Source organism: Kribbella sp., from assembly GCF_035687465.1.
Taxonomy (GTDB): domain Bacteria; phylum Actinomycetota; class Actinomycetes; order Propionibacteriales; family Kribbellaceae; genus Kribbella.
In genome coordinates this window covers 1-22044 of sequence record NZ_DASRXP010000588.1, presented here as the reverse complement: position 1 = coordinate 22044, position 22044 = coordinate 1, and the positions used below count along the sequence as shown (strand labels likewise).

23 protein-coding genes and 1 pseudogene are annotated in these 22044 nt (G+C 68.4%); 17 read left to right on the top strand and 7 right to left on the bottom strand.

Annotated elements, in window-relative coordinates:
* Positions 1-66: 66 nt before the first annotated feature.
* The 3 genes from VFG33_RS31145 to VFG33_RS31135 are packed head-to-tail and all read left to right on the top strand — an operon-like array spanning position 67 to position 1885.
* Complete coding sequence (locus VFG33_RS31145) at positions 67-981, top strand: SPFH domain-containing protein (protein WP_325056563.1); 915 nt, start codon at positions 67-69, stop codon at positions 979-981.
* Positions 982-989: 8 nt separating this feature from the next.
* On the top strand, positions 990-1193 hold the full coding sequence (locus tag VFG33_RS31140; RefSeq protein WP_325056562.1) for a type II toxin-antitoxin system antitoxin: 204 nt from the start codon (positions 990-992) through the stop codon (positions 1191-1193).
* Positions 1194-1195: 2 nt separating this feature from the next.
* Positions 1196-1885 carry a GOLPH3/VPS74 family protein gene (locus VFG33_RS31135; protein ID WP_325056561.1) on the top strand — a complete coding sequence of 230 codons (690 nt, stop codon included), beginning with the start codon at positions 1196-1198 and terminating at the stop codon, positions 1883-1885.
* A gap of 5 nt (positions 1886-1890) precedes the next feature.
* On the opposite strand, the gene VFG33_RS31130 is transcribed toward VFG33_RS31135, so the two are convergent.
* Positions 1891-2079, bottom strand: coding sequence for a hypothetical protein (locus tag VFG33_RS31130; RefSeq protein WP_325056560.1), 189 nt, complete (start codon positions 2077-2079; stop codon positions 1891-1893).
* Positions 2080-2278: 199 nt separating this feature from the next.
* On the opposite strand from VFG33_RS31130, the gene VFG33_RS31125 reads away from it, so the two are divergent.
* The 5 genes from VFG33_RS31125 to VFG33_RS31105 are packed head-to-tail and all read left to right on the top strand — an operon-like array spanning position 2279 to position 6019.
* On the top strand, positions 2279-2635 hold the full coding sequence (locus VFG33_RS31125; protein ID WP_325056559.1) for a GntR family transcriptional regulator: 357 nt from the start codon (positions 2279-2281) through the stop codon (positions 2633-2635).
* Positions 2632-3546 (top strand): ATP-binding cassette domain-containing protein, encoded by a 915-nt coding sequence (locus VFG33_RS31120; protein ID WP_325056558.1) that lies wholly within the window; start codon positions 2632-2634, stop codon positions 3544-3546. The genes VFG33_RS31125 and VFG33_RS31120 overlap by 4 nt, the downstream gene beginning before the upstream one ends.
* Entirely contained in the window at positions 3543-4316 is a 774-nt protein-coding gene (locus tag VFG33_RS31115; protein ID WP_325056557.1) for a hypothetical protein, read from the top strand. Before VFG33_RS31120 ends, VFG33_RS31115 begins: the two co-directional genes overlap by 4 nt.
* A gap of 45 nt (positions 4317-4361) precedes the next feature.
* A complete protein-coding gene (locus tag VFG33_RS31110; RefSeq protein ID WP_325056556.1) occupies positions 4362-5300 on the top strand; it encodes an ABC transporter ATP-binding protein in 939 nt (312 codons plus the stop codon).
* Positions 5297-6019: an ABC transporter permease gene (locus VFG33_RS31105; RefSeq protein ID WP_325056555.1), complete on the top strand. Its 723-nt coding sequence runs from the start codon at positions 5297-5299 to the stop codon at positions 6017-6019. Before VFG33_RS31110 ends, VFG33_RS31105 begins: the two co-directional genes overlap by 4 nt.
* A 497-nt stretch (positions 6020-6516) precedes the next feature.
* Here VFG33_RS31105 and VFG33_RS31100 read toward each other — a convergent pair whose 3' ends face one another.
* The 4 genes from VFG33_RS31100 to VFG33_RS31085 form a co-directional block, all read right to left on the bottom strand.
* Positions 6517-9249, bottom strand: coding sequence for a glycogen debranching protein (locus tag VFG33_RS31100; RefSeq protein ID WP_325056554.1), 2733 nt, complete (start codon positions 9247-9249; stop codon positions 6517-6519).
* Positions 9250-9286: 37 nt separating this feature from the next.
* Positions 9287-10318, bottom strand: a complete 1032-nt coding sequence (locus VFG33_RS31095) for a LacI family DNA-binding transcriptional regulator (RefSeq protein WP_325056553.1) — start codon at positions 10316-10318, stop codon at positions 9287-9289.
* A 94-nt stretch (positions 10319-10412) separates the two neighbouring features.
* Entirely contained in the window at positions 10413-11252 is an 840-nt protein-coding gene (locus tag VFG33_RS31090; RefSeq protein WP_325056552.1) for an LLM class flavin-dependent oxidoreductase, read from the bottom strand.
* 46 nt (positions 11253-11298) lie between these two features.
* A complete protein-coding gene (locus VFG33_RS31085) occupies positions 11299-12042 on the bottom strand; it encodes an SDR family NAD(P)-dependent oxidoreductase (RefSeq protein WP_325056551.1) in 744 nt (247 codons plus the stop codon).
* Between the two features lie 199 nt (positions 12043-12241).
* Here VFG33_RS31085 and VFG33_RS31080 point away from each other — a divergent pair, with 199 nt between their 5' ends.
* The 4 genes from VFG33_RS31080 to VFG33_RS31065 all read left to right on the top strand — a co-directional run bounded on the left by VFG33_RS31080 (position 12242) and on the right by VFG33_RS31065 (position 15468).
* On the top strand, positions 12242-13714 hold the full coding sequence (locus VFG33_RS31080; RefSeq protein ID WP_325056550.1) for an AlkA N-terminal domain-containing protein: 1473 nt from the start codon (positions 12242-12244) through the stop codon (positions 13712-13714).
* A 1-nt stretch (position 13715) separates the two neighbouring features.
* Positions 13716-14285 carry a GNAT family N-acetyltransferase gene (locus tag VFG33_RS31075; RefSeq protein WP_325056549.1) on the top strand — a complete coding sequence of 190 codons (570 nt, stop codon included), beginning with the start codon at positions 13716-13718 and terminating at the stop codon, positions 14283-14285.
* A gap of 4 nt (positions 14286-14289) precedes the next feature.
* Positions 14290-14775 carry a methylated-DNA--[protein]-cysteine S-methyltransferase gene (locus tag VFG33_RS31070; RefSeq protein ID WP_325056548.1) on the top strand — a complete coding sequence of 162 codons (486 nt, stop codon included), beginning with the start codon at positions 14290-14292 and terminating at the stop codon, positions 14773-14775.
* A 102-nt stretch (positions 14776-14877) separates the two neighbouring features.
* Entirely contained in the window at positions 14878-15468 is a 591-nt protein-coding gene (locus VFG33_RS31065) for a YdeI/OmpD-associated family protein (RefSeq protein ID WP_325056547.1), read from the top strand.
* A gap of 57 nt (positions 15469-15525) precedes the next feature.
* Here VFG33_RS31065 and VFG33_RS31060 read toward each other — a convergent pair whose 3' ends face one another.
* Positions 15526-16743, bottom strand: a complete 1218-nt coding sequence (locus VFG33_RS31060) for a cation:proton antiporter (protein WP_325056546.1) — start codon at positions 16741-16743, stop codon at positions 15526-15528.
* Between the two features lie 4 nt (positions 16744-16747).
* Positions 16748-17233, bottom strand: a complete 486-nt coding sequence (locus VFG33_RS31055; RefSeq protein WP_325056545.1) for a cation:proton antiporter regulatory subunit — start codon at positions 17231-17233, stop codon at positions 16748-16750.
* Positions 17234-17357: 124 nt separating this feature from the next.
* Here VFG33_RS31055 and VFG33_RS31050 point away from each other — a divergent pair, with 124 nt between their 5' ends.
* From VFG33_RS31050 to VFG33_RS31030, 5 genes and pseudogenes are all read left to right on the top strand, one after another.
* Positions 17358-17903 carry a PadR family transcriptional regulator gene (locus VFG33_RS31050; protein WP_325056544.1) on the top strand — a complete coding sequence of 182 codons (546 nt, stop codon included), beginning with the start codon at positions 17358-17360 and terminating at the stop codon, positions 17901-17903.
* On the top strand, positions 17900-19924 hold the full coding sequence (locus VFG33_RS31045; protein ID WP_325056543.1) for an oxidoreductase: 2025 nt from the start codon (positions 17900-17902) through the stop codon (positions 19922-19924). The genes VFG33_RS31050 and VFG33_RS31045 overlap by 4 nt, the downstream gene beginning before the upstream one ends.
* Positions 19925-20002: 78 nt before the next feature.
* Complete coding sequence (locus VFG33_RS31040) at positions 20003-20824, top strand: ABC transporter ATP-binding protein (protein ID WP_325056542.1); 822 nt, start codon at positions 20003-20005, stop codon at positions 20822-20824.
* Between the two features lie 7 nt (positions 20825-20831).
* Complete coding sequence (locus VFG33_RS31035; protein ID WP_325056541.1) at positions 20832-21806, top strand: ABC transporter substrate-binding protein; 975 nt, start codon at positions 20832-20834, stop codon at positions 21804-21806.
* Positions 21803-22044 (top strand): annotated as a pseudogene (locus VFG33_RS31030) (ABC transporter permease); the annotation flags it as partial. The gene VFG33_RS31035 and the pseudogene VFG33_RS31030, both read left to right, overlap by 4 nt.

The window sequence follows — 22044 nt, the reverse complement described above, 5'->3', positions numbered from 1 at the left end:
TCAGCTTTCAAAAACTGATATCACTATGCTACCTTCGGGCTATTAGTCCAGCGAAGGAGCAGAACCATGAGTGCCGATGTCGATGTGATGGTCGAGATGCCCAAGCCGAAGGTCGTCGAGCGGTCCGCGCGTGACCTCAACGGCTGGCCGGTCCTCGGACTGGCGGTCGTCGCGGTGGCGGCAGCCGTCGTGCTCTTCATCGTCGGTCTCGACGGCGAGAACACGGCCCTCGTGGTCGTCGCGATCGTCCTCTTCGTCGCCGGCGTGATCCTCGCCGGCGGCCTCACGCCGGTCTCGCCCGGCCGGGCCCGGGTCCTGCAGATCCTCGGCCGGTACGCCGGGACGATCCGCACCGACGGACTCCGCTGGGTGAACCCGATCTCCACCCGCAAGGAGATCTCCACCCGGATCCGCAACCACGAAACGGCTGTCGCCAAGGTGAACGATGCCGACGGCAACCCGATCGAGATCGCCGCGGTGGTCGTCTGGCAGGTCGAGGACACCGCCCAGGCGACGTTCGAGGTGGACGACTTCGTCGAGTTCGTCGCGATCCAGACCGAGACCGCCGTCCGCCACATCGCGAACAGCTACCCGTACGACGTGCACACCGAAGAGGGCGGGCTGTCCCTGCGCGACAGCACCGACGAGATCACCGGGACGCTGTCCACCGAGATCGGTGTCCGGGTCCAGGCCGCGGGCGTGCACGTGATCGAGTCCCGGATCACCCACCTCGCCTATGCCCCGGAGATCGCCCAGGCGATGTTGCGCCGGCAGCAGGCGGGCGCGATCGTGGCGGCCCGGCAGCGGATCGTCGAAGGCGCGGTCGGCATGGTCGAACTGGCCCTGGAGCGGCTGTCCGAGCACAACGTGGTGGAGTTGGACGAGGAGCGCAAGGCGACGATGGTGAGCAACCTGCTGGTGGTGCTGTGCGGCGACCGTGACGCGCAGCCGGTCGTCAACGCCGGCTCGCTGTACCAGTGAGCTGACCCGTGGCGACCGAGCGGAAGAAGATCCTGCTCCGGCTGGATCCCGTGGTGCACGACGCGCTCGCCCGCTGGGCGGCTGACGAGTTGCGGAGCACCAACGCCCAGATCGAGTTCCTGCTCCGGCGGGCCCTCGCCGATGCCGGCCGCCTGCCGGGCAACGTCGGCAAGATGCGCCCCCAGGGCCGTCCGCCCAAAGAGGAGGAGTAGTCATGCCACCACGCCTCACCCGCAGACCCGCAGTACGGCCTGTTGCCTCCAGCAAGCTTCCGGATGCGTTGCCTGCAAGGCTTTTCCTGCTGGCCTACGATCCCGCGACCGGGCGGTTGGCGTCGCGGTCCAGGCTCGGCCAGATGCTGCGCGCGGCCGCGTTGATCGATCTTCAGCTGAGCGGTCATCTCGGCGACGACGATGATCGTGCGCAGGTGAAGGTCCAGCGTGGGCGTCCGCACGATCCGATCGCCGCGAGCATGCTGGACGACATCAGTGCGTCGTCACCACGCAAGTGGCGGTACTGGATCGACCGGCATCATCGCGGGATCCTTCGGGAGGTCCGCGACGAACTCGAGCGCGCCAGGTTGATCAAGGTCGAACCCCATCGCCGGTTCGGTCTCTTCCCGGCCGAGCGGATCACCCTTCGCCAACCGCTGGTACGCCGTCAGTTGTTGCAGGCGGCAACGGATACCTTGCGGCCGGCCCGACTGGTCACCCGGATCGACCTCCGCGACGCCGCCCTCGTCGTACTGGCGGCGACCGGTGATCTCCGCACGGTGGTCAGCAAGGACCAGCGAGATCGCCACAAGGATCGCCTGGCGCAACTCGCTGTCCGCGTAGGACCCGTAGTACCGGCGCTTCGCAAGTCGGTCCAGGCCTCGGCCGCGGCTGCGGCCGGCGGGGGCTGATCGGGTCAGCCGTTGGGGCGGTCCGGGTCCCCGGCCGACCGGGAGGCGAGCACGCTCAGGCTGTGGGCGATCGAGGTGAGTGCCAGTGCGGCGACCGAGTCGTAGGTGCCGGGCTTGAGCTTTCCGGCCACATCGGCCGCCTGAGCGGCGTACTGGCGAGCTGCCTGCAGGGCCTCGTCGTGAATTGAAGTCATTGGTTCCGCCTTGTCCCGTGCCTGTGAGGTGCTGCCGAGGCTAGTGGTCCGGTTCCCAGCAGGTCCGCACTTGACGGCCCCCGGCCAGTCGGTGCTACGGTTCGTTAGTCAAGTAATGAACCTACGAACCGAAGAACCTCGCAGTGCCCAGGCAGCACCGCCCAGGAAGCACCGCCCACCACCGAGTCAGGAGGGACCCGTGTTCGACGATCGCAGCCCGATCTATCTGCAGATCGCGGAGCAGATCAAGCACGACATCGTCACGGGTGCCCTCGCCGAGGACGAACAGGTCATGTCGACGAACCAGTACGCGGCGTTCTACCGGATCAACCCCGCCACCGCGGCCAAGGGCTTCGCCCAGCTGGTCGACGAGGGCGTGCTCTACAAGAAGCGCGGGATCGGCATGTTCGTCGCCCCGAACGCCCGCGACCTGCTCCGCACCGGCCGGCGGGACTCGTTCTTCGCCGACGTGGTGGATCCGATGCTCCGCGAGGCGGAGGCGATCGGCGTACCGCTGCAGGACATCGTCCGGCACATCCAGAAGGAGGCACAGTGAACGGGCTGGGAGTGCGGATCGAGAACCTGACGGTGCGGTTCGGGGGAGCCCCCGCGCTGGACGGCCTGGACCTGCTGCTCACGCCGGGCAAGATCCACGGACTGCTCGGGCGGAACGGCTCCGGCAAGAGCACGCTCGCCGCGGTGCTGGCCGGTTTCCGCCAGGCCGACGAAGGCCGGGTGCTGCTGGAAGGCGGCGACCTGGGCGAGGCGCGCGAGCCGTACGAGGACGCGGTCGTGACGAGCCGCGTCTGCCTGATCCGCGAGTCCGGCGGCGACCTGGTCGGCTCCGAGCCGGTCCGGAACATCCTCGCGCTGGCGAGCAGCCTGCGGCCGTACTGGAATGCGGAGCTGGCCGGCGAACTGCTGGACAAGTTCGAGGTGCCGGTCCGCAAGAAGGTGCAGAAACTGTCGCGGGGGAAGAAGTCTGCGCTCGGTGTCGTGCTGGGGCTGGCCAGTCGCGCGCCGCTGACGATCTTCGACGAGACCTACCTGGGGATGGACGTGCCGTCGCGGGAGCTCTTCTACGACGCACTGCTCGCCGACTACACCGAGGTGCCTCGCACGATCGTGATGTCCACCCACCTGGTCAGCGAGGTCAGCGCGCTGTTGGAAGAGGTCGTCATCCTCGACAACGGCAAGTTGATCACCCAGTCGCCGGTCGACGCGCTGCGCGGCCGCGGTGCCTCGATCGTCGGCCCGGCCGCGGCCGTCGACGAGCTGACCGCCGGCCTGACCGTGCTCGCCGAGCAGCGGCTCGGCGGGACCAAGTCCAGCACCGTGCTCGGCGATCTGGACGAGCCGCTGCTGGCCAAGGCGCGGTCGGCCGGACTGGAGATCGGTCCGGTCGGTCTGCAGGAGCTGTTCGTCCACCTGACCGGCTCGGCCCACGTGAAGGAGAGTGACCGATGACCGCCGTCCTGACCCGACCTGGCCCCGCGACGCTGCCGCGCGGAGTGACCGCGACGCAGCGGCTCGGAAAGGTACTGCAGGCCATGGCGCTCGGGCTGCGTCCGATGATCGGTGGCTACTGGCTGGTGATGTTGGTGGCCTTCCTGGTGGGTGGGCTGATCACGCAGCTCGTCACCGGTGGGAACGGCCACAGTGTCTGGGACTACGGGACCCAGTCGCCGAAGTACTTCTCCGCGGCGGTCGGCATCACGCTGACCCCGGCACTGTTCGCCCTGATGGTGGCGCACGGGGTGACCCGGCGGATGTTCGCCGTTGCCAGCAGCATCCTTCTGGTCGGCGCGGCGGCCGCCACCGCGGTGATCTGGGTGCTCGCCTACCAGGCGGAGCGCGGGCTCTACGACCTGGCCGGGCTGACCCAGTTGTTGGACAACCCGCATCTGTTCACCAAGACCTCGCAGGCCGGACTGATCTTCACCGAGTTCTTCCTGCTGATCCTGTCGCACGAGGCGGCCGGCTGGCTGATCGGCATCAGCTTCTTCCGGTTCGGCTTCTGGAAAGGACTCCTGTTGCTGCCGCTCGGCCTCCTGCCGGCTGTCGCCGCGGAGTTCCTGCTGGTCGCACAGTGGCTTGCCGAGGCCCTGCGCAACACCGGCTACCACCGTCCACCGCTCGCGATCGGCGTACCGGGAGTGCTCGTAATCAGTGCACTCGGCCTGTACTTCGGTTACCTGCTGCTCCGTCCGATGGGGCTCAAACCCGCCAAGGGCTGAGTCCACCCGAACCCAACACCCTGCAGTCTCTAGGGAGGCTCTGCCATGCCCGAAAACAGGCCCGAAGACGACCTTGTCGTCGTCAACCACCTCCGCAAGAGCTACGGCACGACCGTCGCCGTCGAGGATGTCTCGCTGACCGTCCGTGCGGGCGAGATCTTCGGCATCCTCGGCCCGAACGGGGCCGGCAAGACCACCACCGTCGAGTCGATCGCCGGACTCCGTACGCCGGACGCCGGCACGGTCCGGGTGGCCGGCCTGGACCCCCGCAAGCGGCGTACCGAGATCACCTCGCTGGTCGGGGTGCAGCTCCAGGCGAGCGAGTTGCCGGAGCGGATCAAGGCGCACGAGGCTCTCGAGCTGTACGCGTCCTTCTACCCGAACCCCGCGGATCCGGCCGAGCTGCTGGAGCGGCTCGGGCTGACCAAGGTGCGGAACACGGCCTTCGCCAAGTTGTCCGGCGGCCAGAAGCAACGCCTGTCGATCGCGCTGGCGCTGGTCGGCAACCCGAAGATCGCCATCCTCGACGAGCTCACCACCGGCCTGGACCCGCAGGCGCGCCGAGGCACCTGGGAGCTGGTCAAGCAGATCCGCGACTCCGGCGTGACGATCATCCTGGTCACCCACTTCATGGAGGAGGCCGAGTACCTCTGCGACCGGCTCGCCATCATCGACGCCGGCCGGGTGGTCGCGCTGGACACCCCGGCCGGCCTGGTCGAGGCGGCCAGCTCCGGGCAACGGATCACCTTCCGGGTCGCCGGCGAGCTCGACGACGCGATCCTGAAGGGACTCCCGGCGGTCACCTCCGTGCACCACGACGGCGACCGGGTCGTTGTCACCGGCAACGACGACCTGCTGGTCGCCGTCGTCACCGAACTGGCCGGCCGCGGGCTCGCGCCGGTCGACCTGCACACCGAACAGACCACTCTCGACGACGCGTTCCTCGCGTTGGCGGGCCGCAACTTCGAAGGAGCGGAGCGATGAGCCAGACCCTGACCCTGACCCGGATCGAGACCAAGCTGTTCGTCCGCGAATGGTCCGGACTGTTCTTCGTGTTCGCGCTGCCGCTCGGGCTGCTGACCATCTTCTCGCTGCTCGGCAACGACGGCTCGGACGGCATCCCGGTCAGCTTCCTGCCGACGATGGCGATCGGCATCGGGGTCGGCATCCTCGGGCTGGCGTCGCTGCCGATGATCCTGGCCGGCTACCGCGAGAAAGGCGTACTGCGCCGGATGTCGACCACTCCGGTTCGTCCGGTCAAGCTGCTGATCGCCCAGTTGCTGCTGCACGTAGCCGCTGCCGTCGCGGTGATCCTGCTGATCCTCTTCGTCGGCAAGGTCGCCTTCGGTGCAGCATTGCCTGGTTCGCCGCTGATGTTCACTCTCGCTGCTCTGCTGTACTGCGTCTCGCAGCTGTCCATCGGTCTGCTCATCGCCGGCCTGGTCTCGACGGCCAAGGGTGCGAGCGTCGTCGGCAACATCCTGTTCTTCCCGAGCATGTTCTTCGCGGGCGTCTGGACCCCGGGCGACGTGATGCCGGAGTCGCTGCGCTGGCTGCGCGACATCACCCCGATGGGTGCCGGCATGAGCTCGATGCAAGACGCGTGGGCCGGCAACTGGCCGGGCACCGTCCACCTGGTGGCTATGGTCGCCGTCACCGCCGCCTGCCTCGCCCTGGCTGCCCGCTACTTCCGCTGGGAGTGAGCTGCGAGTCAATGGTTTGCTCTCGTTGTCCGTGACGACAGATGAGCGTTGTTATGCACAGGGGGTGTGCATAACCCGGGCCGTTTCTGTGGATGGTCGCGCACACACTGTGGACGACACGCGGAACCTGAGCAATTGCCGGGATCTGTTGGCTGGAAAGGGTTGTGCGGTGCCCTGCCCGGGCTGTAGAAATGTCGACACGCTGTTCCACTAGGAGCGGCGGGTCGAGCGGAATCCGAGGCCCCTAGCGGTGGGGATCCCCACCGAGGTAGACCGGTGACGGGGTCTGCCGGACCCCCGGACCCGTTCGGGAGGCTGGAGACGTCACTTTCCTTCAGCTACTTGTGGGGCCCCTCCGACTCATACTCGGAGGGGCTCTGCTCTTTCCAGGTCTTTCCAGCGCAGCCAGATCGGGGCGGTGGGGCGGGGGGCTCGCATTCAGCACGGACGGCCCCGGTGCAGACCACTATCTGCACCGGGGCCGTCCGTCCGAGCTGTCAGCGCAGAGTGATCTTCAGCGACGACGAAGAGTCGCGCGCTGTCACCTGCACCTCCGTACCGCGGGCCGTCGACACCAGCTTGTACGCCGTGCCGCGGCCGTCGAGTGATACCCCGGCAACCTTCGCGCCGACCGGCAGAACCGCGCCGACCGTGACTGTTGCCTTGATCCCCTTCACCTTCACATCGGTCCGCAACTCCTTACCCACAAGGCGTGCGGAGACATCGGCAGCGCCACGGCCGAGTCGGATGTTGCTACCGGCCACCTTCTGCTGACCGCCCGGAATCTGCGGCACGATCGACAGCCGACCATGTCCGAGATCCGGACTCACACCCAGTTGCTGGTGCACCACCGGCCACAGAACGCCGTACGCGCCCCACGCCTGCAGTGTCATCGAGCGGTCGGTGAACGGCCGGTCGATGTTCGCCGGCGAGTCCGGCGACGGTGCGATCTCCGGCATCGCGCCCGGGGTCTCCCAGACCGACGGGTCGAGCTGGATCCGCGCGTTGCCGGTGGTGTAGACCTGCTGCTGGTTCTGGCCCAGGCGACCGAAGTTGCCTTCAGCAACGGCCATGATCGAGGTGTTCAGCGAGAAGATGCTGCGTTCGCTCTTCACCGCTGAGACCACGGTGTCGCAGGACGGACCGGGGTTGCCGGCTGCGTCGGCGGTCGGGCCCGTGCCTGTGTGGAACAAGCCGAATTCGCCTGTGTAGCAAGCCTTCTCACGTTGCGTAAGAGCCGTTGCTGCGTGCTCCCGACTCGCCAGCGGAGACACTAGCTGTCCTGGGCGGACCAGCTCGGCCTCCATCGGGGTGACGCCGGTCCAGTGCCGTTGAAAGATCGGCGTGTTGTCGTTGGCGGGGTTCGCCGGGTCGTCGATCGAGTCGGCGTAGCCGACGGCCTGGGTGACCCACCACTGGCTTTCGAACCGCTTCTCGAGGTCGTCGGCCTTCGCGGTCGCCCACTGCTGGATCGGCTTGTCCTTGCGAGACCCGGCCAGGTCGGCGAGATCGCGCAGACCGCGAGCGAGGTACACCGTGCTGTCGAGCTTCTCGCTGCCCATGCCGCTGCGCTCGACGTTCGCGAGTCCCTCGAGCCAGCCGTCGCCGTCGGCGTCCAGTTCGCGGTAGACGTACTGCAGGTTGCGCACGCTGAAGTCGTACATCTCGTCACGGAACCGGTCGTCGCCGGTCCATCGCCACAGCAGCGCCACGATGCTCGGGAACTTCACCGTCTCGTCGGTGTTGCCCGCGCTCGTGTTGGAACCGAAGTACACGTCGCCCGTGTGGACGACCTCGTGGGCAACCTTGCCGCTCCGGGCGTTGAGGAGGTCGCTGACGTCGCGGAGCGCCCGCAGGTGTGCCTTCGCCGTGTCGAACTGCCCGGCCGCGACCGCGGCGTACGAGGTGTACTCGCCGTCGGTGGCGAACAGCCACGGGTAGTCCGGGAAGCCGGCGCCGAACCAGCGGGCGGTGTCGACCGTGCCGACCGGGGCCGGGTAGGCCTTGCCTTCGTTGACGTCGCGGATCTGCAGGTCGTGCGCCTCCTGGACCGAGTCCGCGAGGTTCTGCTTGCTCCACTCGACGCTCTGCTGCAGTAGCCGGTCACCAGGCAGGTCCACTGCGCTCATCGCGGCGACGTCCGCGCGGTCGTTCATCTTTGCCTTCAGCAACTTCTCGGGGTTGCTGAGCGCTTTGCGGTACTCGCGCTGGGCTTCGTTGCCACTCTGGTCCGAGCCCGCGACCGCGAACCAGATGGTGGTCGGCCGACCCGCCTTCAGGGCAACGTCGTAGCTGACGCGGCCACCGGTGCCCTTGCCGAAGGCGGAGTCGTCGCAGCGCGGTGGCGGCGTACCGTCTGCCGGGCAGATGACGGCCGGGTCCTGCGGGCCGCGGTAGTTCGCGCCGAGGGCGTGGCTCGTCGGACGCAGGGACGATCCGACGAGTGCGGTGTAGTCGTGCGCCGCGGCGTTGGTGATCGGCGGTGTGCCCTGATCTCTGAACTGCAGGGTGCCGTCGCTGTAGGAACCAGTGTCGGGGAGGTTGGCCTGCCCCGCGTTCGGGGTGGTCGAGCCCCACGGGTACGACGCCATCAGCTCGGAGTGGGCGTCCACGTCGAGCTTGACGGTCTTGGCTGTGCTCGACTGCAGCGTCACTCCGACCAGGGTCGCGCGGATGTCGTCGGGCACGAAGTCGGTCCGGCGTACGGTGACGTCACCGCCGTAGTCGATCCGCTGGTAGCCCTGGCCGCTGGTGTACTTCGCCGCCGCCACGTCCTTGCCGAGCCAGGCGCCGTCGAGACCGAACCACAGACCGTCGAGCAACTTCACCGGCTGCGTCCAGAAGCCGCCCATCTCGCCACGGATATGCCAGCCGGTCGCCGGATACAGGCCGCTCTCGTCACCCATCGCATAAGCCCGGTCGCCGACCACCAGCGACCGCCGCTCACTCAACCGCCGAGTCTCCGACAGTTCAGCCGGTACTCCGCTCGCGCCGCCGCCGGTCCCGACCGCTGTCGAGGCAGTTGCCCCCGCGTTCGACCCCGCGACTGCGTTCGGTCCTGCGACTGCGGTGGGGCCCGCGACTGCGGTGGAGCCGGCGCCGGCGAGAGCGAGCACTGTGGCGGCGGCGAGGAGGCCGGCTCCACTCGCCTTACTTCGACGGGAGCGGAACCGCGATCCGGGTGGACCAGCGGTCCGTCTGGTGGTTCGTCCGACAGGGCGGGATGTCATGACGGGTTACCTCCTTCTCGTGGTGCGGCACACCACATCAGCCAGGGGCCGAACTACCCCTGATCACCAATTCGGGTAACAGCAGACGCTCGGTCGAGACGTCTGCCTGCTCGGCGGTCTCCGGACCGGCCGGCAGACCGGTGAGAATGTTGATGAGTTGGGTGGCGATCTGGTCGATCGGCTGGCGGATGCTGGTGAGGGCGGGGGAGACGACCGAGGCGAGAGGGGAGTCGTCGAAGCCGACGACCCCTACTTGCGCGCCGGCAGTCAGACCGCGACGGCTGAGCTCACGGAGGGCGCCGAGCGCGAGGATGTCGCTGATGGCAACAATCCCGTCGACACCTTCGCCTGCGTCCAGGAGTTCGGCGGTCGCGCGGGCGCCTTCGTCCATCGTGTCCTCGCGGCAGCGGATCGCCAGGCTTCCGGTCGGGAGATCGAGCTCCTTGCAGGCAGTGCGCCAGCCACTCAACCTGTCCTCCGCGAGGCCGGACGTCTTCGGCCAGCTGAGGAAGCCGATCCGCCGCCGCCCGGTCTGGTGGAGGTGCTGCACCGCGTCCGCGCAACCAGCCGCGCCATCGACGTCGACGTACGGGCCGGGCTGGGTGGTCTCCTTCCAAACCCGGCCGAACGACACGAACGGGATGTCCTGTTCCTTCAGCCAGCCGTGCCGTGGATCGTGGGTCTGCGTCTGCGAGAGCACGAACCCGTCGACCATCCGGCGCGCGTGCAGATCGTCGTACACCGGCATGCCCTCGACCCCAGGGGGCGCGGTGAACAGCAGGATGTGCTGGCCGGTGGCCTCGGCCGCGGTGCAGAGCGCGTGCAGGAACTGGTCCATCACCAGGTGCGCCTGGCCGCTCGGCAGACTCGGTACGCAGTAGCCGATCAGTTCGACCGCGCTGGTGCGGAGGCTGCGGGCGTTACGATTGGGGCGGTAGTTGAGGAGCTCGATCGACCGGGTGACTCGTTGCAACGTGTCCGGCCGGAGGCGGTGCGGTGCGTTCAGCGCGTTCGAGACGGTCTGGACCGAGACCTCCGCATGAGCGGCAACCTGCTTCAGCGTAGCCACCACGACCTCCTCGCTCCCGGGACGCCCGTTTGAACGTTAAAACTCCTCGCAGTCTCACCCGCCCTCCGGGCACCTGTCAACGGCTGGCGGTAGGTCAGGCGAGGCGGAGTGGGCCGGGCCGGATCGCTTCGTAGGTGGTGGCCGCCGGCCCGGGCGGAAGCCACCGGCCGCACCAGGTCGCACCAGCCTCGGCGAACTCCGCCGGATCCCCGTCACCAAACCTCACTTTGATGTCAAAGGCCCGTACTGCGGGGTCCCGGCCGGCGTCGGTGCTCGCCCCAGCGTGATCGGCGACGAGGGCGCGGACGTCGTCCGGGGTCAGCTGCTGAGGTGCGTCAGTGGGACCTTTGTAGGCGCAGGAGCCGTCCCAGCGGAGGATGCGGCGCCGGACCGCCGGGACCAGGAGGTTGCCGCCGACCCAGATCGGGATCCGGGGTCGTTGCACAGGGCAAGCTGTCAGCTGGGCACCGTCGAGGGAGTAGTGGGCGCCCCGGTAGTGAACAGGTTCCCCGGTCCACAGCGCGTCGATGATCTCCAGGGACTCGTCGAGCTTCCCGGCCAGCACGCGGGGGTCGGACGGTTGCCCGGCGCCGGCCAGGAACGGATCGCCTGGATCGCCGATCCCGACGCCAAGAATGAGGCGGCCGCCGGACAGGTGATCCAGCGCGACCGCCTCCGCCGCCAGCTTCCACGGTCTCCGCCGCGGCACCGGCGTCACCGTCGTACCGAGTTTGATCGTCGACGTGGCCGCCGCCATCGCGGCCAGGCAGATCCACGGGTCGTAGGTCGGCATCGAGGTGTCGCCCTGGTAGACGAGATAGTCCTCCAGGAACACGGCATCCCAGCCGGAGTCCTCCGCCACCCGGGCAAGCTCCGCCAGCCCGCGCGGATCCCGCCCCGGCCCCACCGCCCCCACCGTCACCGAGAACCGCATAGCCAGAAGCTACCCGGCCCTACCGACAAGATCCGCCTGGCGGAGGTCAGGCGGCGTGGCCGCCGTCGACGTTCAGTTCTGTGCCGGTGACGTACGAGCCACCCGGGCCGGCCAAGTAGAGAACTGCGGCGGCTACGTCGTCGACGGTTCCGAAGCGATCCAGTGCGAGGAACGACCGCTGCTGGGCTGCGAACGGACCGTCTGCCGGGTTCATCGACGTGTCCGTCGGACCAGGCTGTACGACGTTCGACGTGATCCCGCGGCTGCCGAGATCGCGGGCCAGACCCTTGTTCAGCCCGACCATCGCCGACTTGCTCATCGCGTACAGCGTCATCCCCGGACCGGCGTTGCGGTCCGAGATGCAGCTGCCGATGTGAATCATCCGCCCACCGTCGGACAGGCGCGCCGCGGCCGCCTGCGCCGCCAGGTACACGCCGCGCACGTTGATCGCGAGCACCTGATCCAGGTCCTCGAGCGCGACCTCGCTGATCATGCCGACCGCACCGATCCCGGCGTTGTTCACGAAGATGTTCAGCCCGCCGAACTCGTCCGCGGCCTGGCTCACCGCCGCCTTGATCGCGTCCGCGTCAGCCGCATTGGCCTTGATCGGGATCGCCCGCCGACCGGCCGCCTCGATCTCCTTGGCCACGCGGGCTGCTTCGTCCGCTGCGTTGTTGTAGGTGAAGGCGACATCAGCGCCCTGTACGGCGAGGGCGATCGCCACCGCCGCACCGATACCGCGGCTGCCGCCGGTCACCAGGGCTGAGTTGCCTGTCAGGTCTGACGTCATCAGAAGTTCCGTTCTTCTTGGTGTGCTGAGGCCGAGACCTCAGTTCAGCAGTCACCGCGACCGGCTACCGGCGGAAATGCGACCCGGGATCCTGCCGTCGTATTCCCGCGACCGCAGCGCCGCCCGGTCCGGACGCCGGCGCCATCACCATGTCGCAAATCCGCTAGTAAGTGTCGGCGGAGGCAGGGATGCTGGTCACGTGTACGAATGTGTCGAGCGGTGTGTGCGGGCGGTCCAGTCGAAGGACGCCAGGTTCGACGGCTGGTTCTTCACGGCTGTCCTGACCACCAAGATCTACTGCCGTCCGAGCTGCCCGGTGGTGCCGCCGAAGGTTGAGAACATGTGGTTCTACCCGAGCGCGGCGGCCGCCCAGCAGGCCGGGTTCCGCGCCTGCAAGCGGTGCAGGCCCGACTCCAGCCCGGGCTCGCCCGAGTGGAATCAGCGGGCCGATCTGGTCGCTCGCGCGATGCGGCTGATCGGGGACGGCGTGGTCGACCGCGACGGCGTACCGGGGCTCGCGACCCAGCTCGGGTACAGCGTGCGGCAGGTGCAGCGGCAGTTGCTGGCAGAGCTCGGGGCAGGGCCATTGGCGTTGGCGCGGGCTCAGCGGGCCCAGACCGCGCGGTTGTTGATCGAGACCAGTTCGCTCCAGATGGCGGATGTCGCGTTCGCGGCCGGGTTCTCCAGTGTGCGGGCCTTCAACGAGACCGTGCAGGAGGTGTTCGCGCTCTCGCCGACCGAGTTGCGAAGCCGTGCCAAGCGCGGCACGCAGGCGACCGTCCCAGGGACGATCTCGTTGCGGCTGCCGTTCCGGGCGCCGCTGACTCCGGACAACCTGTTCGGCCATCTCATCGCGACCGGGGTGCCTGGGGTCGAGGAGTGGCGTGACGGCGCGTACAGGCGGACCCTACGGCTGCCGCACGGGCACGGCGTGGTCGCGCTCAGGCCGATGCCGGACCACATCGCCTGCCAGCTTTCGCTGACGGACCAGCGGGACCTGTCGATCGCGATCAGCCGCTGCCGGCGGATGCTCGATCTCGATGCTGACCCGATCGCCGTGGACGACCAACTCCGGACCGATGCCGTGCTCGCGCCGCTGATCGAGAAGTCGCCGGGCCGGCGGGTTCCGCGGACCGTGGATGGCGCCGAGTTCGCAGTACGGGCTGTGTTGGGGCAGCAGGTCTCCACGGCGGCGGCGCGGACCCACGCCAGCCGGTTGGTGGTGGCGCATGGTGAACCAGTCGATGATGCGTCGGGTGGGTTGACCCATCTGTTTCCGCGAATGGACGCACTGGCCGAGCTCGATCCGGAATCGCTGGCCTTTCCGAAGTCCCGGCGGACGACGCTGACCACGCTGATCGCCACCCTCGCGGCCGGGGAGATCGACCTCGGCGCCGGCAGCGACTGGGACAAGGCGCGCGAGCAGCTCGGGGCGTTGCCGGGGATCGGCCCGTGGACCGTCGAGTCGATCGCGATGCGGGCGCTCGGTGACCCGGACGCCTTTGTGGGCAGCGATCTGGGCATCCGGTACGCGGCGCGTGACCTAGGGTTGCCGGAGGCCCCCAAAGCACTGACCGAGCACGCGCGCGTCTGGCGTCCCTGGCGGGCCTATGCCGTGCAGTACCTCTGGGCGACCGGAGAGCATGCCATCAACAAGATTCCGACGGAGTGAGATGACTGAGCTGACCACCGACCGCCTGCTGTTACGTCCCTGGAAGGAGAGCGATGCTGAGCCTTACGCGGACCTGAACCAGGATCCGGCCGTGGTGGAGCACTTCGCGGGGCCCGTGGCGCGGGAGGCGAGCTATGAGCAGGTCGACTACTTCAACCAGATGATCGCCGAGCGAGGGTTCGGATTCTGGGCGCTGGAGGTCCGGGAGACCGGGCAGTTCATCGGCTTCACCGGGCTGTCGGTGCCGAGCTTCGAGGCCCCCTTCCTCTCTACGGTCGAGAATGGCCTGCCGGGGGTCGAGATCGGCTGGCGGCTGGCGAAAGATGCCTGGGGCAACGGGTTTGCGACCGAGGCGGCCCGGGCGGCGCTCGGGTACGGCTTCGGCCCGGCCGGGCTGGACGAGATCGTCTCCTTCACCGCGACCACCAATCTCCCGTCCCAGCGGGTGATGCAGCGCATCGGCATGACGCACGACGAGGCGGACGACTTCGATCACCCTCGGATAGAGAAGGGCCACCGGCTGGAGCGTCACGTGCTCTACCGGATCAAGCGAACCCAGTGGGAGGCGTGACCCCGTGCCCTACGCGGTGATCGACAGCCCGATCGGCGAGCTGACCCTGGTGGCGTCCGCCGACGGTGAACTGATGGGCCTCTACATGGAGCAGCAACGCCATCTCCCCGCCCTGGAGACCTTTGGTGTGCGCGACGATTCCGTTCTGCCCGAGGTCGTGCAGCAGTTGAAGGAGTACTTCGCCGGCGAGCGCACCAGTTTCGACGTACCGCTGAAGTTGGTCGGCACCCCTTTCCAGCAAGAAGTGTGGACCGCGTTGAAGAGCATCCCGTACGGCGAGACCACGACGTACGGGGAACTCGCTGTCGGTCTGGGCAAGTCCCTGGCGGCCTCGCGGGCGGTCGGTCTCGCGAACGGCAAGAACCCGATCAGCATCATCGTCCCGTGCCACCGAGTGGTCGGCTCGACCGGCAGCCTGACGGGGTACGGCGGCGGGCTCGAGCGGAAGCAGCACCTGCTGGACCACGAGCGGGCCGACGCACTCTTCTGAAGGCTGAGTCACTCTTCTGAACAAAGTGCTCATTTGGTGAGCACTTATCGGGTGCATGCTGATGCTCAGACGGATCGAGACGACGGAAAGCAGGGCCTGAGGATGAGCGCGCAGGTGATCACGGACGACGAGGCAGTCCTGTTCGACGGTGTCGCGGAGTGGCGCGATTGGCTGGCCGCGAACGGGCAGTCGGAGCGGTCGCTTTGGGTGGTCGTCCGTCGGCACCGGAATGACGGGCCGGGGCTGGACTACGTGGCGGCGGTCGAGCATGCGCTGTGCTTCGGGTGGGTGGACAGCAAGACGATAAGGCGCGATGCCGAGAGCACGTACCAGTGCTTCACGCCGCGGAACCCGCGCAGTACTTGGAGCCAGAGCAACCGGGATCGGGTCGAGCGGCTGATCGCCGAGGGCCTGATGGCGGAGGCCGGCCAAGAGGTAGTCGACCGTGCTCGACAAACCGGCACCTGGGACCGCCTAGCCGAAGCCCAGAACGGCATCATTCCCGCGGACCTCCAGTTGGAGCTGGACCGCAACCCGGCCGCCGCCCACCACTTCCAGGCCTTCCCACCCTCCTCGAAGCGCCTGATCCTCGAATGGATCACCCTGGCCAAACGCCCCGAAACCCGCGCCCGCCGCATCCACCAAACCGTCACCCTCGCCACAGAAAACCGCCGAGCCAACCACCCCACCTGAGGCGGTTGTGCGTCGAGTGCACCCCGCCCACCCCGCGCCGTCAGGCGCGGATCTTCCCTAGGTTCGGGTGTCTGCTGGGTCGTCTACTCGGTCGGCGATCGTGCTTGTGCTGGTGGTTGGTTTGGTGCGGGTGGTTAGTTTGCGGGCGATCGGCTCGGTGTAGCGGGCGGCGATCGGGCCGAGGATGACCAGGATCAGGACGTACGCCGTCGCCAGTGGGCCAAGGCGTGGTTCCACCCCGACCGCGAGCCCTGCGATCACGATCGAGAACTCGCCGCGCGCCACCAGCGTTCCACCGGCTCGCCATCGCCCGGCGGTTTTCACACCGGCCCGGCGAGCGGCGTACCAGCCCGTCGCGATCTTCGTCAGCGCGGTCAGCACCGCCAGCCCCAGCGCGACGGCCAGTACGGGCGGGATGTCGGCCGGGTCGGTGCTCAACCCGAAGAACACGAAGAACACTGCCGCGAACAAGTCCCGCAGCGGGCTGAGCAGACTGCGCGCGCCTTTGGCTACCTCGCCCGACAACGCGATCCCGACCAGGAACGCGCCGACGGCGGCCGAGACCTGCAGTCGCTGGGCGATCCCCGCGATCAGCAGCGTCAGGCCGAGCACCACCAGGAGCAGCATTTCGGGGTTGTCCGATGACACCGCCCGGCTGATCACCCGCCCATAACGCAAGGCGGCGAACAGGACGACGCTCACTGTGCCGAGCGAGATCAGCAGGGTGATGCTGCCGCCGGCCAGGCCGACCCCGGCCAGCAGCGCCGACAGGATCGGCAGGTAGACCGCCATCGAGAGGTCTTCCAGTACGAGGATGCCAAGCACCACCGGCGTCTCCCGGTTGCCCAGCCGGCCGAGATCTCCGACCACCTTCGCGATCACGCCGGAGGACGAGATCCAGGTGACCCCGGCCAGCGCCACCACGGCGACGGGTCCCCAGCCGAGCAGCAGGGCCACCGCCGCGCCCGGCAACGCGTTCAGGAAGAAGTCCACGATGCCCGACAGGTACTGCGTTTTCAGCGTGCCGACCAGATCCGAGGCCGTGTACTCCAAACCCAGCAGCAACAGCAGCAGGATGACGCCGATCTCGGCGCCGGTGGCAACGAATTCCTCGCTGGCGTCCAACGGCAGCAGGCCGCCGTGCCCGAAGGCGAGTCCGGCCAGCAGGTAGAGCGGGATCGGGGAGAAGCCGAACCGGACGGCGATCCGCCCGAGAATGCCCAGCGCCAGCAGCACGGCACCGAGCTCGATCAGCAACGAGGCGGTCTCGTGCATCAGCTCACCCGCCGGCGATCAAGTCGGCGACCGCGCCGACGCCTTCGCGGGTCCCCACCACGACCAGGGTGTCCCCGGTCGCGAAACGGAAGGCGGGGGTCGGCGACGGCACCGCGCCGGTCCGCCGCAGTACCGCCACGATCGAGGCCCCGGTGCGGCTGCGGGCCTGGGTGTCGCCGAGCGTGCGCCCGGAGTACGGCGACCGCGCGGTGATCGGGATCTGCTCGGTGATCAGGTCGATCTCGATCCCGCTGTGCAGGGGCGTGATCGGGGCCGGGACCAGCAGCTGGGCCAGTGCGCTCGCCTCGGCCGGGTCCAGTGGCACGCTGTTCGTGCAGTTGTCGTCGTCGTCGGGATCGTGGAACCCGAGGAACCGCCGTCCGTCCTCGTGCGCCACCAGCGAGATGTGCTTGCCGTCGTCGGTGACGAGGTCGTAGCGAGTCCCGATCCCCGGCAGCGTGGTCCTGGTCGGGTGGGCCTGGGAATCCATCGTGCTCCGATCCGAACTTCAAAGGGGTCAGGTCCATTCTCTCGTGGACGGCCCAACGGCCTGGACTGTGATCCAGCTTGCAATCAGGTGCAGTGCAACTGATTGCATAGGTAGAGTCTGCGACATGGCGTTGGAGCACGCGATTCTGGTTTCGCTGACCGAGCGCGCCGGGTCCGGTTACGAGCTGGCCCGGCGGTTCGACCGGTCGATCGGGTTCTTCTGGGCGGCGACGCACCAGCAGATCTACCGGGTGCTGCGCCGGATGGAGGACTCCGGCTGGGTCACCCACACGGAGGTCGCGCAGGAGGGCCGCCCGGACAAGAAGGTCTACCGGGTCGCCGAGGCCGGCCGGGCGGAGCTCACCCGCTGGCTCGCCGAACCGGTGGAGCCCATTACCCTGCGCGACGAACTCGGCATCAAGCTCCGCGGCGCCTCCCTCGGCGACAGTTCCGCCGTACTCCGGGAGGTCGAGCGCCACCGCGCCGAGCACAACATCCGGCTCGAGGTCTATCTGACGATCCAGCGACGAGACTTTCCCAAGCCGGACAAGCTCAGCGGCCGCGAACTCCATCAGTACCTCGTACTCCGCGGCGGCGTACGGGCTGAGCAGTCCTTCGTGGACTGGTGTGAAGAAGTCATCCAGGCACTGCGATCGGAGGGCATCCGATGAACGATCCCTACCCGAACCTGCTGGCCCCGTTGGACCTCGGCCACGTCACTCTGAAGAACCGGGTGATCATGGGCTCGATGCACACCGGTCTGGAGGATCGGGCCAAGGATCTGCCGAAGCTTGCCGCGCACTTCGCGGAGCGGGCTCGCGGCGGCGTCGGCCTGATCGTCACCGGGGGATACGCCCCGAATCGCACCGGCTGGCTGACCCCGTTCAGCTCCCGGCTCACCAGTCGCCGGCAAGCCCTCAAGCATCGCGTGGTCACCGATGCCGTGCACGCCGAAGGCGGCCGGATTGCCCTGCAGATCCTGCATGCCGGCCGCTACGCGTACCACCCGTTCAGCGTCTCCGCGTCTGCCCTGAAGGCGCCGATCAACCCGTTCCGCCCGCGAGCGCTGTCGGACCGCGGCATTCTTCGCCAGATTGACGCGTACGTCGAGTGCGCCGCACTGGCTCGCGTCGGCGGGTACGACGGGGTCGAGATCATGGGTTCCGAGGGGTACTTCATCAACCAGTTCCTGGCCGAGCGCACTAACAAGCGCACCGATCGGTGGGGCGGCAGCGCGGAGAACCGGCGCCGGCTGGCTGTGGAGATCGTGCGGCGAACCAGGGAACGCGTCGGCCCGGACTTCCTGATCATCTACCGGCTGTCGATGGCCGACCTGGTCGAAGGCGGCCAGCCCTGGGAGGAGGTGGTTGCGCTAGGCAAGGAGATCGAAGCCGCGGGTGCCTCCGTCATCAACACCGGGATCGGCTGGCACGAGGCCAGGGTGCCGACCATCGTCACCTCCGTACCGCGGGCCGCGTTCACCTCGATCACGGCCTCGTTCCGACCGCACGTGAAGATCCCGGTGGTCACCTCGAACCGGATCAACCTGCCACAGGTCGCCGAGGAGGTGCTGGCCCGCGGTGACGCCGACCTGGTCAGCATGGCCCGGCCGTTCCTGGCCGATCCCGAATGGGTGCTCAAGGCAACCACCGACCGGGCCGACGAGATCAACGTCTGCATCGCGTGCAACCAGGCCTGCCTGGACCATGTGTTCGCCAAGCGCAAGGCCAGTTGCATGGTGAATCCCCGGGCCGGTCGCGAGACGGAACTCCAGTTGCTGCCGACCCGGCGTACGAAGAAGATCGCGGTCGTCGGCGCCGGGCCCGCGGGACTGTCCGCGGCGGTGACGGCGGCCGAGCGTGGACACCAGGTCGAGCTGTTCGAGGCGGACGGCGAGATCGGCGGGCAGTTCGGCATCGCCCGGCGGATCCCCGGCAAGGAGGAGTTCGCCGAGACCATCCGGTACTACCGCCGCCGGCTCGAGCTCACCGGCGTCAAGGTGCACCTCGGTCACCGGGCGGTCGCCGAGGACCTGACCGGGTTCGACGAGATCGTGCTCGCCACCGGGGTGTCACCGCGGATCCCGGCGATCCCCGGCATCGACCACGAGAAGGTCCTCTCGTACGTCGAGGTCGTGCGCTACGGGCGGCCCGTCGGAGCCAGGGTGGCTGTGGTCGGCGCGGGCGGGATCGGAGTGGATATCAGCGAGTTCCTGACCACCGATGAGTCGCCGACGCTCGACCTTGCCGCTTGGAAGGCCGAGTGGGGCGTGACGGATCCGCTCCTCGCCCCGGGTGCGCTGACCAAGCCGCGTCCGGAGCCCTCGCCGCGGCAGGTGTATCTGCTGCAGCGCAAGGCCGGCAAGATCGGCGCGGGTCTCGGCAAGACCACCGGCTGGGTGCATCGCGCGGCGCTCAAGAGCAAGCAGGTCGAGCAGTTGCGCGGGGTGAACTACGAGCGGATCGACGACGAAGGTCTGCACATCACCTTCGGCCCCAAGCGGGAGAAGGCGCGGGTCCTCGAGGTCGACACCGTGGTCATCTGCGCCGGCCAGGAGCCGGTCCGCGACCTGGCTGAGGCTCTTCGTGCCGCCGGCCGGTCGGTCCACCTCATCGGCGGTGCCGACGTTGCCACCGAGTTGGACGCCAAACGGGCGATCGCCCAGGGCACAGAGCTGGCCGCGGCCCTCTGAGGCGCAGTACGGGGAGTGAGCGGTCGACCGCCAGTCGTGAGGCTGACATGCCAGCTTAGGTAAGGCTATCCTCCTGCCATGCGAGAGTCAGTGGGGCTGGCGGGGGAGGATCTGGACCTCGGGTATCACGGCAAGCAAGTGGTGACCGGTGCCTCCCTCGAGATCGGGGCGGCGAGCGTCACCGCTCTGGTCGGCCCGAACGGCAGCGGTAAGTCCACGCTGCTGCGCGCCCTCGCGCGGCTGCACAGCGCCGACGCCGGGGCGATCACCTTCCCCGACGGCACCTCCGCGCTCGACCTGTCCGCGAAGGACTTCGCCCGCAGGGTGACGCTGCTCTCCCAGTCCCGCCCCACCCCGAACGGCGTCAGCGTGCGTGACGTCGTCGGCTACGGCCGGTACCCGTACCGCGGTCGCTGGCGCAACGACGACCCCGACGGCAACGCGGCGATCACGCACGCGATGGACGTCACCGGCGTCACCACGATGGCCGACCGGGCCGTCGACGAGTTGTCCGGTGGTGAACTGCAGCGGGTCTGGCTCGCCACCTGCCTGGCCCAGGACACCGGCGTCCTGCTGCTGGACGAGCCGACCACCTTCCTCGACCTGCGCTACCAGATCGAGATCCTCGACCTGATGCGCGACCTCGCCGACGATCACGGGGTCGCCGTCGGGGTGGTCCTGCACGACCTGAACCAGGCCGCCGACGTCGCCGACCGGATCGTGCTGCTGGACGGCGGCCGGATCCGCGCGACCGGTACGCCGGCCGAGGTCCTGCTCGCGGACGCGCTGTCCGAGACCTACGGGATCCGGATCGACGTCAGCACCGATCCCAGCACCGGCCGGATCGGCACCCAGCCGGTCGGCAAGCACCTGCAACGACCCACCCTTCAAAACACCTGAGGTCCTGATGAGAAGAGTCACCGCCCTGACGGCCGCCGTCCTGGCGCTTGTGCTGACCGCCTGCGGCAGCAGCGAGAACGTCACCCCGGAGGCGAACAGTTCGGCCGCGGCCCAGCCCGTCTCGCTGACGGACGCGCGGAACAAGAAGCTCGACCTGCCGGCGCCCGCCACAAAGGTGGTCGGGCTGGAGTGGGGCGTGGTCGAGAACCTGATCACCCTCGGCGTGATGCCGGTCGGCGTCGCCGACACCAAGGGCTACACCACCTGGGTCAGCGCGGCGAAGCTCGACCCGTCGGTCAAGGACATGGGCACCCGCGGCGAGGCCAGCGTGGACGCGATCGTCGCGCTCAACCCCGACCTGGTGATCGTCACCACGGACGAGTCGGCGAGCACCATCGCGCAGATCGAGAAGGCCGCGCCGGTCCTGGTCGTCCGCGGCGCGGACGCGGCGAACGCGATCCCGCAGATGAAGAAGAACATCGAGCTGATCGCCCAGGCGGTCGGCAAGTCGGACAAGGCCACCACGGTGCTCGCCGACTTCGACAAGGCCCTTGCCGACGGCAAGCAGAAGATCGCCGACGCGGGCAAGGCCGGCGGAGCCTTCACCATGGCCGACGGCTACAAGCAGGGCAGCACGATCTCGATCCGGATGTTCACCACCGGCTCGCTGCTCGGCGCCGTCACCACCGAGCTCGGTCTGAAGAACAGCTGGACCGGCGCCGGCGACAAGGACTACGGGCTGGCCCAGACCGACATCGAGGGTCTGACCAAGCTGCCGGACGGCGACTTCCTCTACATCGCGTCCAAGGCGGACGGCGGTGACGTATTCGGCGAGGATCTGGCCAAGAACGCCATCTGGAAGAACCTGCCCTTCGTGAAGTCCGGCCGGGTCCACCGGCTGTCCGACGGCATCTGGATGTTCGGCGGACCGCTGTCGACCGAGCAGTTCATCGACGCCACCGTGCAGGCAGTCACCTCTTGACCCAGCTGACCGCCACGCGGCCGGAGCTCTCAGCGACCCAGCAGCCCGTACGCCGGGTCCGCGTGGCCGGTGTGTTCCTGATCGCGGTGGTCGCGGTGGTTCTGCTGGCGGGGATTCACCTGACCCAGGGCACGTCCTCGGTGAACGCCGGGGACCTGCTCCGGTTGGTGATCGGTCAGGGCACGGACAACTCGGCCAACGTGCTGGTCGCCTCGCGGCTGCCCCGGTTGCTCGCCGG